This window comes from Mycobacterium sp., from assembly GCF_049278535.1.
In the GTDB taxonomy this organism is placed as follows: Bacteria; Actinomycetota; Actinomycetes; order Mycobacteriales; family Mycobacteriaceae; genus Mycobacterium.
Genome location: NZ_JBAPMI010000187.1, coordinates 1 through 11,900 on the forward strand (window position 1 = coordinate 1; position 11,900 = coordinate 11,900).

The following is an 11,900-nucleotide window of genomic DNA, read 5'->3' on the forward strand; positions in this document are numbered from 1 at the left end:
GAGGCGCGGCCACCGGGTCCGGACGCGCCGTCGGCCGCCGGCACCACGAGGATGCCGGCTCCGGGCCGGGCCGAACCCAAAGAGGCACCGACGACCCGTTTCTCGGCTCAGCCGAACCCGCCGGGACGCCCACCGGTTCCGCCGCCGGGAGCGCCGCAACCCGCTCGCGGAGACGACCGCGAAATCGAATCCTGGCTCAGCGAGCTGCGCGGAGCACAGGCCGGCGACCGTCCCGACTCGCGCGGCCCGGCCCCCGTGCCGACGCAGCCATCCGCCGACGAAACTCGGGCGCTGCAGATTCCGCGGGAACAGTCGCCGGGGGAACCGCCCGCCGAACCCGAAGACGCGACCACCGCGATCCCGACCGCCCCGCGGGAGGACAAGGACCCTGACGTCGCCACCGAGAAGATGAATGCTCGCGGCGACAAGCCTGATCGGCCGCGTCAACGCCGCGGCGGCGGCCTCAGTGCTGCGGATCTGCTGCGTCGCGAAGGCCGCATCTAACCGCGAATTCGCTTGTCGTTATTCGCTTTTTGCTTTTGGCTCATCCCGCTCTGCTTGGAGCAGCGACGAGTCTTCATCGTCCTCGGGCGCGGCGTCCGGATCGTCGGCGAGTAACACCTGGAACGCGTTGTTGAGGAACGCGACCGTCGGGACAGACAGCAGTGCACCCACAATCCCCGCGAGCACGCCGCCCGCCGCGATTGCCACCACCACCGCCAACGGGTGGATCGACACGGCCCGGCCCATCACGAGCGGCTGCAAAATGTGGGCTTCGAGCTGGTTCACCGCGACGAGCAGGCCCAGGGTGATCAGTGCGTAGACGAATCCCTTTGCGAGCAGCGCCACTATCACCGCCAGAAAGCCGCTGAGGACGGCACCGACCAGCGGGATGAACGCACCGAGAAACACCAATGAGGCCAGTGGCAGTGCCAGCGGCACGGTCATGATCGCCAACCCGGTGCCGATGCCCACCGCGTCGACCAGCGCCACCAGGAAGGTGGCCCGCACGTAGCCGGTCAGCGCCCGGAACCCGGCGGCGCCCGCGGCGCGTACCCGTTCCCGGTGGTCGGAGGGGAACATCTTGGTCACGTACTGCCAGATGCTGCGACCGCCGTAGAGAAAGAAGATCAGCGTGAACATCATCAGCAGTGCGGCCGTGACGATTTCGGTGATGGTGGCCGCGGTCGACAGTGCGCCGCTGGTCAACTTCTCCTGATTGTTCTGCAGCGCTTGGACAGCCGCGTTGCCGGCATTGTCGATCTGCTGGCGACTCAGATGCAGCGGTCCTTCGATCAGCCATTTCTTGGCAGAGTCGATGCTGCGGGTGACCTCATTGACCAAATCGGGGACGCCGACGACGAATTGGCTGACGACGAACGTCAGGATCCCGCCCAGAATCGCGAAACCGGCCAGCAGCACCAGGGCCACCGCGCCACCGCGTGGGGCGCCGCGCCGGTCCAGCCAGTCGACGATCGGAACCAGCAACGCGCTCAACATCAACGCGAGCAGCAACGGGACGACGATGACTTCCAGCCGCCCGATGACCCATAGCGACGCAACCACAGCGGCCAGGATCACCAGCAACCGCCAGGCCCAAGCGGCGGTCTTGCGAACGATCGGTTCTACCGAGTCGGCGTAATTGGCGGCGGCCCTTGACGGCATGCGGCCAAGCCTAACCGTCGGCACGCAGGTCACCGTCGCGAAAAACACCGCAGACACCAGCGCCGCGCAACGATCCGGGCGCGACCTGCGCGACTACGCTGAACACGTGTCGCATGGCGCAGCGGCCAACAATGTGCACGGACAGCTCGACGAGCATGCCCGCGGCAAATACTGGTGGCTGCGATGGGTCACCCTGACCCTCGTCGCAATCGTGCTGGGCGTCGAAGTGGCGTTGGTCTGGGACCAGTTGGCAAAGGCCGCCCACAGCCTGTACTCGGCGAAGTGGTGGTGGCTGCTGGCCTCGGCTCTGGCGGCCGTCCTGTTGATGCACAGCTTCGCCGAAGTGCAACGGACCCTGCTGGTGGCGGCCGGGGTGCGGGTCAACAAGTTACGATCCGAAGCCGCTTACTACGCGGCCAACGCGCTGAGCACCACGCTGCCCGGCGGCCCGGTGCTCGCGGCGACGTTTCTGCTTCGGCAGCAACGGATTTGGGGCGCATCGACATTGGTAGCGTCATGGCAACTGGTGATGTCCGGTGTGCTGCAGGCCGTGGGACTGGCACTACTCGGGCTGGGCGGCGCATTCTTCCTCGGCGCCAAGAACAACCCGTTCTCGTTGTTGTTCACCCTGGGCGGGTTCGTGGCGTTGCTGCTGCTGGCCCAGGCGGTGGCGTCACGACCGGAACTGATCGAAGGAATCGGTTGCCGGGTGCTGGCCCGGTTCAATTCATTGCGTGGTCGGCCGGCCGACGTCGGGCTGGCAAAGTGGCGAGAGATGCTGTGCCAGCTGGAATCGGTCAGCTTGAGCCGGCGTGACTTGGCGGCGGCCTTCAGTTGGTCGCTGGTCAACCGATTCGCCGACGTGGCGTGCCTGGGCTGTGCGGCATATGCGGCGGGGGCGCACGCGTCGGTGGGCGGGCTGACAGTCGCCTGCGCAGCCGCCCGTGCGGTCGGGACGATCCCACTGATGCCCGGCGGCTTGCTGGTCGTGGAAGCGGTGCTGGTGCCCGGGCTGGTGTCCAGCGGCATGACACTGCCAGGCGCCATCTCGACGATGTTGATCTACCGGCTGATCAGCTGGGTGCTGCTGGCAGCGGTCGGCTGGGTGGTGTTCTTCTTCATGTTCCGCACCGAGAACGCGCTCGATCCCGACAACGTCGACTCAGACGCTGCGCCACCCCACGAAGTCATCGAAGAAACCGACGAAGCGATGCAGGGCCCGCTGCCGCCGCCCGAAACGGCTACTTGAACGCGCTGATCCCCGGCATGGCTGCGGCGCCGGCGGAAGGCAACGCGTTCTGCGCGCCGGAGAAGGCCTGCGCCGCGCCGGGCAGGTTACCGGGCAACCCGCCCGGAACCGCTCCCTGCGCCGACTGCACGAAGCCGAGCACCTGGGGCAGGCCGATCGGCATCTTGCACCTGCTCGACAGGCCTGCCAGCGGCAACGCGATGGTCCGCATATCGCTGGCCGCCTTCGGGTTGGCGTCGAAGTAGCTCTTGAGCGAGTTGACCGACTGCGGACCGGCCGGCTGCTGCATGACGCTGGTCATCGCCTGGTTGGTCTCCGGATGCCCGTCAAGGTAATCGCCCGCCGAGCGCGCCACGTTGCTTATCGTCCTCGCCATCTCACTGGCAGCACACGGGTCCGATGCGCCGGCCGCGGTGGGCGCGGACAGCAACACCGCCGCGGTGGCACCGCTCAACCCGGTCGCGGTCAGGACGCCGAACAGTCGACGGCGCAGCTTCGTGGTACTCCCGGTCGGGGAAGTCATAGCTAGCTCCTTGGGGGGCTCGCAAGGAAAGGTTCGCCTCGCAGACAGCTGACGGCGCAAAGCCGACACTCGACGATCATCCTGCCATCCATTTCGCGGACGCCGCCAACTCAGCCGACTCCGAACTCGTCACACCTGTGCGGGAATCGACATCGTTGCGGAGTTGTTGCAGCTCAGCGACCCATAAGCAGCATCCACACATAGGTTGCTGGGGTAGGCTCGCGGACACGCAACGCTAATGCGGGGAGACCGAAATCCAGCACTTCATGATGCGCTTGAGCAGCAACCTGCGCAGGTTCCGCTGGCTGGTCTTCACGGGCTGGTTTCTCGCGCTTATACCCGCCGTCTACCTGGTGGTGACCCAGTCGGGTCACCTCACCGGTGGCGGTTTCGAGGTGCCCGGATCCCAGTCGCTGCGCGTCCACGACGCACTGGAAGCGCACTACCCCGACCAGGGCACGTCGCCGTTGGCGCTGGTAGCGGCGCCGCGCGCGGACGCCAGCTACGAAGACATGAATGCCGCGGCCGGGTTTCTGCAGCAGGTCGCCAAGCAGTTTCCCGATCTGGCGGTGGTGACCAATCCGGCCCAGCCGTCACCGCAGCCCGACCGGCCATACGTGGTGTCGCTACGGCTGGACTCCACCACCAACGCCAGCGCCAGCGACGCCGCCAAAAAGCTGCGGCTCAAGGTCGGAGTCCAGGGCGAACGGCCAGGGCAAATGGCCGAGGGCCGGGTGAGGCTGTATGTCATCGGCCAGGGAGCGCTGAGCACAGCCGCGGCGGCCAACACCAAACATGACATCGCCAAGGCCGAGCAGTGGAACTTTCCGATCATCCTGATCGTGTTGCTGGCCGTGTTCGGCTCGCTCGCCGCCGCCGCGATTCCGCTGGCCCTCGGCATCTGCACGGTCGCGATCACGATGGGTCTGGTCTATCTGCTGTCGGCCTACACCACCATGTCGGTCTTCGTCACCTCGACGGTGTCGATGTTCGGCATAGCGCTGGCGGTCGACTATTCGCTGTTCATCCTGATGCGCTACCGCGAGGAGCTGCGCGCCGGACGCCAACCTCAGGAGGCGATCGACGCGGCGATGGCGACGTCGGGCCTGGCCGTCGCGCTGTCCGGGATGACCGTGGTCGCGTCGCTGACCGGGATCTACCTGATCGACACCCCGGCCCTGGCTTCCATGGCCACCGGCGCGATCCTCGCCGTCGCAGTGGCGATGCTGACGTCGACGACCATGACGCCGGCGGTGCTCGCGACGTTCGGCCGGTCAGCCGCGAGGAGGTCGGCGGCGCTGCACTGGTCGCGTCGCCCGGAAACCACCCAGTCGCGGTTCTGGACGCACTGGATCGGCGGAGTGATGCGCCGGCCGTGGGCCTCGGCCCTGACGGCATCGGCGGTACTGCTCGCGATGGCGGTGCCGGCTCTGTCAATGGTGTTGGGCAACAGCCTGCTTCGCCAATTCAACTCCTCACACGAGATCCGCGCCGGGGTGTCGGCGGCGTCGGAGGCCCTGGGCCCCGGCGCGCTCGGCCCGGTGCAGGTGCTGGTGACCTTCCCCGACGGGGATGCGTCTTCGGCCGCGCACTCCCAGACGGTTGCCGACATCCGCAAGCAGATAGGCCAGTCCCCCAACATCGCCTCGGTGGCCCCGCCGGTGTTCGCCGACAACAACAGCAGCGCGATGCTGTCCGCGGTGCTGTCGGTGGACCCCGAGGATCTCGGCGCCAGACACACCATCGGCTGGCTGCGCGGTCACCTTCCCCAAGCAGCCAACGGGTCGGCGCAGGTGAGTGTCGGCGGACCGACCGCGCTGATCAAAGACTTCGACGATCAGGTGTCCAAGACGCAGTGGCTGGTTTTGGTCTTCGTCGCACTGATCGCGTTCGTGATGCTGCTGCTGTCGATTCAGTCGGTGTTCCTGGCGCTCAAGGGCGTGGTGATGACCATGTTGTCGGTGGCCGCGGCCTACGGCAGCTTGGTGGTGGTCTTCCAGTGGGGCTGGCTGGGAAAGCTTGGGTTCGCGCCGATCACCTCGATCGACAGCACGGTTCCGCCGCTGGTGCTGGCGATGACGTTCGGCTTGTCGATGGACTACGAGATCTTCCTGCTGACCCGCATCCGGGAGCGGTTCCTGCAGTCGGGTAACACCCATGACGCGGTGGCCTACGGCGTGAGCACCAGCGCGCGGACCATCACCAGCGCGGCGTTGATCATGATCGCGGTGTTCATCGGCTTCGCGTTCGCCGGTATGCCGCTGGTGGCCGAAATCGGTGTGGCCTGCGCGGTCGCGATCGCGGTGGACGCCACCGTGGTGCGCCTGGTGATGGTGCCGGCCCTGATGGCGATGTTCGCCGAGTGGAACTGGTGGCTACCGGCCTGGCTGGAGCGCATACTACCGTCAGTTGACTTCGAAAAGCCTTTGCCCTCAGTCGATCTCGGCGATATCTTGATGATCCCCGACGACATCTCCGCGCCCGCGGTGCCCAGCGCCGACCTGCGGATCGTGCTCAAGTCCGCGGCTCGACTCAAGAACCTGGTGCCCGACGCGATCACCGTCGCCGATCCGCTTGCCTTCATCGGCTGCGGGCGCAGCAGCGATGTCCAGGCGCGGATCAAGGGCGCCAGCTATGTCGCCAGCTCGGCCACCCGCCAGATGGCGGTGATCGGGAACCCGACCGGGAACAGTGGCGCCAGCGGCCCCTCGGCCGCGCGAAAGTTCGTCGGCGGCCGGTCGCATCGCAACAGCACCGGGCGCGTGCCGCCGCGCACGGTGCGGCCCGTTCACCCGGTCACGCTGTGGCGTGGCCGGCTCTCGGTCGCCCTGGATGCGTTGCAGGCCGAGGCCGAGCCCGACCAGCCGCAGTTCGAGCGACGAAGCCCCCTGGAGACCACCCACGTCCAGCTGCCCACCGGTGACCGGCTGCAAATCCCGACTGGCGCCGAGACGCTACGGCTCAAGGGTTACCTCATCATGAGCCGCAACAGCAGCAAGGACTTCACCGAATTTGCTGAGCTGGTCGACACGATGGAGGCCGAGACCGCGGCTGTAGTGCTGGCCGGTATGGATAGGTATTACTCTGGTCAATCACCCCGAAGGCAATGGATCGCTAGCCAGTTGGTGCGTCGCCTCGCGGACCCGCATCCGTCGGATCTTGATAACGACGGTTGGCCAGAGTCCGATACGAAGGCAGACTGGGAAGGGGTCAGGCAACGCTGCCTGTCGGTAGCGGTGGCGATGTTGGAGGAGGCGAGGTGACGTTGGCCGCGGACCGACGCCATGGACCGGCGCCGCACCATCCTCCAGCGCGCCCTCGTAACGGCGAGCGGCCCGTCGAATTCTGGCCGACCTCAGCGATCCGGTCGGCCCTCGAAGGCGGCGACATCGCCACCTGGAAGCAGATCGCGGTCGCGATCAAACGCGACCCCTACGGCCGCACCGCCCGGCAGGTCGAGGAAGTGCTGGAGACCTCGCGTCCCTACGGCATCTCCAAAGCCCTGGCGGAGGTTCTCGACCGCGCCCGTGAGCACCTGGACGCCAACGAGCGCACCGAAGTCGCCCGCCACGTCGGTGTCCTGATCGAACGATCGGGGCTGAAGCTGCCCGAGTTCGCATCCCGGATCGGCGTGCCCGTCGACGAGCTCAGCGCCTACCTCGATGCCACGACCAGCCCGTCGGCGTCCTTGATGATCCGGATGCGTCGGCTGTCTGACCGCTTCGCCAAAGCCCGGTCGCACCAACCGCCTCAGCAGCAGCCGCCCAAGCGCACTCCCCAGCGGCCGCCACGCGGCTACTGATGATCGGCCGGCCCGACGATCTGACACTGCGGCGGATTCTGGCCGAGACCCGCACCATCGCGGTGGTCGGGGCATCGGACAAACCGACGCGACCAAGCAACGAGATCTACTCGTATCTGCTGTCGACCGGCGCCTATCAGGTTTATCCGGTCAACCCGACGATCACCGAAATCGATGGCGCGCAGGTGTATCCGCGCTTGGCCGACTTGCCGGTAGTACCGGACATGGTCGACGTCTTCCGCCGGTTCGACGACCTGCCGACGGTTCTGGCCGAGACGCTCGCGCTGGCGCCGCGTCCGAAAACACTGTGGCTGCAAGAGGGTTTGTGGCACGAGGACGTCGGCCGCGACGCCGATGCGGCCGGCATGCAGGTCGTAATGGACCGTTGCCTGATGGTCGAGCACGCCAGGCTGCGCTGAGCCTTTCAGCGGGGGTTGAGCGGCGAGACGCCGAGCACCAGCCAGTGGCCCTGCTGCTTGGTCAGCGTGACGCGCAGCGCCAGAACCGCGTTGCTGGGCGGTTGGCCCGGTTCGTTCTGGGTGGCTCGCATTATTACCGCCACGCTGGCGGCACCGGGGCCGATCGCCTCCAGGCCGGCCTCCATCGTCGACGCGGTGGCGGTGACGTTGCGGTGCGCCAAATCCGTTGTGGCCTTGCCGAACTGATCCCTGAACGCGTTGCCCTGCTCGGGCACCATCATGGCCACCGCACGGTCGATGGCCGCCATCGGCTCCTGCGGTGCGAACGTGGCCGTCGACTCGGCCATGCTGGCGGCGATGCGCACCACCTCGGCCGTGTCGACCTTGAGGTCGTGGTCCGGCGTCGTCCAGTGCCGATAACCGGTGAGCACCGCCGCGATCACCGCGGCCGTGCAGAGCGCGACGACCGCCAGACGCAGGCCGGGTGCGTCGTCGTCAGTGCCCACTGTCACCGAATCACGGCGGAGCAGAAAGACATTCACTGCGACGCCTTCGACGATCAGCAGCACCAGCACCGAACACATCGACACCCACCACGCCGGCCACGCCAGAACGACTCCGATTGCCAGCAGCGCAGCGATCGCGGCCAACGGCGCCGCGACGTCGAACGCGAGTACCCGCAAGGCGTTCCTCATCGGATCGACTCCAGGCGCGAGATCATCAGCTTGCCGTCCACTTCGGAGATCCCCAGTCGCAAGTTCCAGTGCACGGTTTGCGACTTGCCGCCGGCGTTTTCGCTGACCGACGTCGCCACCACCATGACGGTGTCGGTACGACGGGCGATCGAGGCCGGCAATTGATCGGCGGGCGCGGGCCGGCCGGGCTGGGCGTCCAGGTCGTGGTGCACCGCCTCGAAGGCCACCGCCTCGACCTCGCCGCGGCTGCGCGATTGCAGTCGCTGCACCACTTGCTGATAGGGCTGGATCGAGGAGTCGAAGTCGGCGTTCAGCTGGCCGACGGTCCCGTCGTGCAGTCGCTGCAGGCTGGTCTGGACGTTGTCGGTGTTCATGTTGATCAGCACGCTGGTCCAGTCGACGGCGGCCTGCATGGCCCGGCTCTGGTAGCTCCGCTCGTTGACGTCGTTGCGGTGCGAGGTCCAGATCACCGCGCCCAACGCGACCGCGGCAACGCACAGCGCACCGAGCACAGCCGAGGCAATGCCGTACGCCGAGAACATCCGGCCGTCGGATTCCTGCGGTGTCGCGTCGTCGGCGCGGTCGTCGGCCGCTGGCTCGGTCTGCTCCTCGTCGGGCATGGCCGTGAGCCTAGCCGGGTGACGACGCGCGCCGCGGAACGGCGGGCGGTGGAACCCGGCCGCCAGATCTAGCCGGGTGGTTAGGCAACAATGGTGACGTGACGGTAGAAGCTATCCGCTCGGGCATCGATCTGAGCCATGTCGACGCTGGTGCCCGCCCCCAAGACGACCTGTTCGGTCATGTCAACGGCCGCTGGCTGGCCGACCACCAGATGCCGGCCGACCGCGCCACCGACGGCGCCTTCCGGCTGCTCGCCGATCGCGCCGAGGAGCAGGTTCGCGACATCATCACCGAGGCCGCCGCGTCCAACGCCGCCGAGGGCACCGACCCGCAGCGAATCGGCGACCTCTACGCCAGCTTCATGGACACCGAGACCATCGCGCGACTGGGCGTCCGTCCGCTGCTCGACGAGCTCGCCGGCATCGACGCGGCATTGACGCCCGCGCAGCTGGCGGCAGAGCTCGGCGAGTTGCAGCGCTCCGGCATCGGTGGTGGCGCCGGCGTCTACGTCGACACCGACTCGAAGGACTCCACCCGCTACCTGCTGCACATGTCGCAGTCGGGGCTCGGCCTGCCCGACGAGTCGTATTACCGCGACCCGCAGCACGCCGCGATCCTCGCGCAATACCCGAAGCACATCGCGCGGATGTTCGCGCTCGTCTACGGCGAGCAGGACGGCGACTGGGATGCCACCGCCGCGCAGATCGTCGCGTTGGAGACCAAGATCGCGGCCGCGCACTGGGATGTGGTGAAGCGCCGCGACGCCGATCTGACCTACAACTTGCGAACATTCGACGAATTGCGCTCGGAGGCAATTGGTTTCGACTGGGCGGTGTGGCTGCACGCGTTGGGCGCTGACCCATCTGGCGACCAGAGCGGGCCCCTCGAGGTCGTCGTTCGCCAGCCTGACGCGCTGTCCGCGTTCGCCGCACTGTGGGAGAGCGAGGACTTCGAGGACTGGAAGCGCTGGCTGCGCTGGCGGGTGATCAGTGGGCGCGCGTCGCTGCTGACCGACGACCTCGTCGACGAGAACTTCGCGTTCTACGGGCGCACGCTGTCGGGCACCGAGGAGTTGCGCGACCGCTGGAAGCGCGGTGTCGCGCTGGTCGAGAACCTGATGGGCGATGCGGTCGGCCGACTCTACGTCGAGCGGCATTTCCCGCCGGACGCCAAGGCCCGGATGGACGAGTTGGTGGCCAACCTGCGGGAGGCCTACCGGGTCAGCATCACCGACCTGGAGTGGATGACGCCGGAGACCCGGCAGCGGGCGCTGGAGAAACTCGACAAGTTCACGCCGAAGATCGGCTACCCGGCCAAGTGGCGCGACTACTCGGCGCTCGTCGTCGCGCGCGACGACCTCTACGGCAACTACCACCGCGGCTACGTCCTGGAGTACGTCCGCGACCTGGCCAAGCTCGGCGGGCCGGTCGACCGCGACGAGTGGTTCATGACACCGCAGACCGTCAACGCGTACTACAACCCGGGCATGAACGAGATCGTCTTCCCGGCCGCGATTCTGCAGCCGCCGTTCTTCGATGCCGAAGCCGACGACGCCGCGAACTACGGCGGCATCGGTGCGGTCATCGGCCACGAGATCGGCCACGGCTTCGACGACCAGGGCGCCAAGTATGACGGAGACGGCAACCTGGTCGACTGGTGGACCGATGACGACCGCGCCGAATTCGGCCTTCGGACAAAGGCTTTGATCGAGCAATACGAGGTGTTCACGCCCCGCCAACTGGACACCTCTCATCACGTCAACGGCGCTTTCACCGTGGGCGAGAACATCGGAGATCTGGGCGGGCTGTCCATCGCGCTGCTCGCCTACCAGCTGTCACTCGGCGGCCAGCAGGCGCCGGTCATCGACGGCCTGACCGGCGTGCAGCGGGTGTTCTACGGCTGGGCCCAGGTGTGGCGCACCAAATCCCGCGAAGCCGAGGCGATCCGGCGACTGGCCATCGATCCGCACTCACCGCCGGAGTTCCGCTGCAACGGCGTGATCCGCAACATCGACGTCTTCTACGACGCCTTCGAGGTCAACTCGGACGACGGGCTATACCTGGACCCGCAACGCCGGGTCCGGATCTGGAGCTAGACCTTTACATCTGCCAGTCGTTGGAGCCGTCGTTCTTGCTGTAGGTCCCGACGGAGTTCTTCACGACGACGGGATCGCCGGCACCGAAGTTGGCGAAAAACCACTTCGCGTTCGTCGGGCTGATGTTGATGCAACCGTGGCTGACGTCGCGCTTGCCCTGGTCGGCCACCGACCACGGCGCGCTGTGCACGTAGTCACCACTGTTGTCGAACTGCACGGCGTCCGTGACGTCGACCTTGTAGCCGTACGCCGAGTTGACTGGCACGCCGTAGGTCGACGAATCCATCACGACCTTGGCCTTCTTGTCGAGCACGTAGTAGGTGCCGTTGGGCGTCTGGTGCCCGCCCGCAGCCATGCCCATCGACATCGGGAAGGTCTGCTCGACTGTCCCGTTGCGCGAGACGATCAGCTGGTGAGTCGCGTCGTCGGCAGTGGCGATCAGCGAGTCACCGGTGACGAAGTTCTCCTGGGTGCCGGCCGCGTCGACGTGCACCGCGGTGTGCGCGGGCCAGAAGCTGAGCGGACGCCAGCGCACCTGGCTCGAAGTCAGCCAGTAGAACTTGCCGGACACCGGTGGGGTCGACGAGACGTGGATCGCCTGCTCGGCCATCCGCTGGTCGGCGATCGGGCGCGCGAAGTTGATGATGATCGGCTCGCCCACGCCGACCGTCGAGCCGTTGACCGGATTGAAGGTCGGTGGCACGAATGGCGGCGATCCGGTGAATGGCTCCGGGTTCTGGCCGACGACGGGACCCGACGGCGCGGCGGCCGCGGCGGCTGGCGGCACAGCCGGCGGAACTGCCAGCGGATCAGCTGGGACCGGCGCAGGCG

10 protein-coding genes and 1 pseudogene are annotated in these 11,900 nt (G+C 67.1%); 6 read left to right on the plus strand and 5 right to left on the minus strand.

The window, feature by feature from the left end; genetic code table 11:
- A pseudogene (locus tag WAO18_RS12660) lies at positions 1-504 on the plus strand (hypothetical protein); the annotation flags it as partial.
- 18 nt (positions 505-522) lie between these two features.
- Here the strand turns inward: WAO18_RS12660 and WAO18_RS12665 are convergent.
- Positions 523-1,665 carry an AI-2E family transporter gene (locus tag WAO18_RS12665; protein WP_422206618.1) on the minus strand — a complete coding sequence of 381 codons (1,143 nt, stop codon included), beginning with the start codon at positions 1,663-1,665 and terminating at the stop codon, positions 523-525.
- 106 nt (positions 1,666-1,771) lie between these two features.
- On the opposite strand from WAO18_RS12665, the gene WAO18_RS12670 reads away from it, so the two are divergent.
- The gene (locus WAO18_RS12670) at positions 1,772-2,914 is read left to right on the plus strand and encodes a lysylphosphatidylglycerol synthase transmembrane domain-containing protein (protein WP_422206627.1); all 1,143 of its coding nucleotides are present in this window, start codon (positions 1,772-1,774) and stop codon (positions 2,912-2,914) included.
- On the opposite strand, the gene WAO18_RS12675 is transcribed toward WAO18_RS12670, so the two are convergent.
- Positions 2,907-3,437, minus strand: a complete 531-nt coding sequence (locus WAO18_RS12675; protein WP_422206619.1) for a hemophore — start codon at positions 3,435-3,437, stop codon at positions 2,907-2,909. The two genes, WAO18_RS12670 and WAO18_RS12675, sit on opposite strands and share 8 nt — an antisense overlap.
- A 266-nt stretch (positions 3,438-3,703) precedes the next feature.
- Between WAO18_RS12675 and WAO18_RS12680 the strand changes: the two genes are divergently transcribed.
- The 3 genes from WAO18_RS12680 to WAO18_RS12690 are packed head-to-tail and all read left to right on the plus strand — an operon-like array spanning position 3,704 to position 7,658.
- Positions 3,704-6,700: an MMPL family transporter gene (locus WAO18_RS12680; protein ID WP_422206620.1), complete on the plus strand. Its 2,997-nt coding sequence runs from the start codon at positions 3,704-3,706 to the stop codon at positions 6,698-6,700.
- Positions 6,697-7,239 (plus strand): XRE family transcriptional regulator, encoded by a 543-nt coding sequence (locus WAO18_RS12685; protein WP_422206621.1) that lies wholly within the window; start codon positions 6,697-6,699, stop codon positions 7,237-7,239. Before WAO18_RS12680 ends, WAO18_RS12685 begins: the two co-directional genes overlap by 4 nt.
- Complete coding sequence (locus WAO18_RS12690; RefSeq protein ID WP_422206622.1) at positions 7,239-7,658, plus strand: CoA-binding protein; 420 nt, start codon at positions 7,239-7,241, stop codon at positions 7,656-7,658. The genes WAO18_RS12685 and WAO18_RS12690 overlap by 1 nt, the downstream gene beginning before the upstream one ends.
- A gap of 5 nt (positions 7,659-7,663) precedes the next feature.
- On the opposite strand, the gene WAO18_RS12695 is transcribed toward WAO18_RS12690, so the two are convergent.
- Together WAO18_RS12695 and WAO18_RS12700 are read right to left on the minus strand one after the other, a co-directional pair.
- Positions 7,664-8,353 carry a hypothetical protein gene (locus WAO18_RS12695; protein WP_422206623.1) on the minus strand — a complete coding sequence of 230 codons (690 nt, stop codon included), beginning with the start codon at positions 8,351-8,353 and terminating at the stop codon, positions 7,664-7,666.
- Positions 8,350-8,973: a hypothetical protein gene (locus tag WAO18_RS12700; RefSeq protein WP_422206624.1), complete on the minus strand. Its 624-nt coding sequence runs from the start codon at positions 8,971-8,973 to the stop codon at positions 8,350-8,352. The genes WAO18_RS12695 and WAO18_RS12700 overlap by 4 nt, the downstream gene beginning before the upstream one ends.
- A gap of 98 nt (positions 8,974-9,071) precedes the next feature.
- On the opposite strand from WAO18_RS12700, the gene WAO18_RS12705 reads away from it, so the two are divergent.
- Complete coding sequence (locus tag WAO18_RS12705; RefSeq protein WP_422206625.1) at positions 9,072-11,069, plus strand: M13 family metallopeptidase; 1,998 nt, start codon at positions 9,072-9,074, stop codon at positions 11,067-11,069.
- Positions 11,070-11,073: 4 nt separating this feature from the next.
- On the opposite strand, the gene WAO18_RS12710 is transcribed toward WAO18_RS12705, so the two are convergent.
- The coding region (locus WAO18_RS12710; RefSeq protein ID WP_422206626.1) for a L,D-transpeptidase at positions 11,074-11,900 on the minus strand (827 nt) is incomplete at its 5' end.

Excerpts from the sequence above, each read along its gene's own strand:
- WAO18_RS12680 (WP_422206620.1), top strand. The coding sequence starts at position 3,704 with ATGATGCGCTTGAGCAGCAACCTGCGCAGGTTCCGCTGGCTGGTCTTC.
- WAO18_RS12700 (WP_422206624.1), bottom strand. The coding sequence starts at position 8,973 with ATGCCCGACGAGGAGCAGACCGAGCCAGCGGCCGACGACCGCGCCGAC.
- WAO18_RS12665 (WP_422206618.1), bottom strand. The coding sequence starts at position 1,665 with ATGCCGTCAAGGGCCGCCGCCAATTACGCCGACTCGGTAGAACCGATC.
- WAO18_RS12690 (WP_422206622.1), top strand. The coding sequence starts at position 7,239 with ATGATCGGCCGGCCCGACGATCTGACACTGCGGCGGATTCTGGCCGAG.
- WAO18_RS12695 (WP_422206623.1), bottom strand. The coding sequence starts at position 8,353 with ATGAGGAACGCCTTGCGGGTACTCGCGTTCGACGTCGCGGCGCCGTTG.
- WAO18_RS12675 (WP_422206619.1), bottom strand. The coding sequence starts at position 3,437 with ATGACTTCCCCGACCGGGAGTACCACGAAGCTGCGCCGTCGACTGTTC.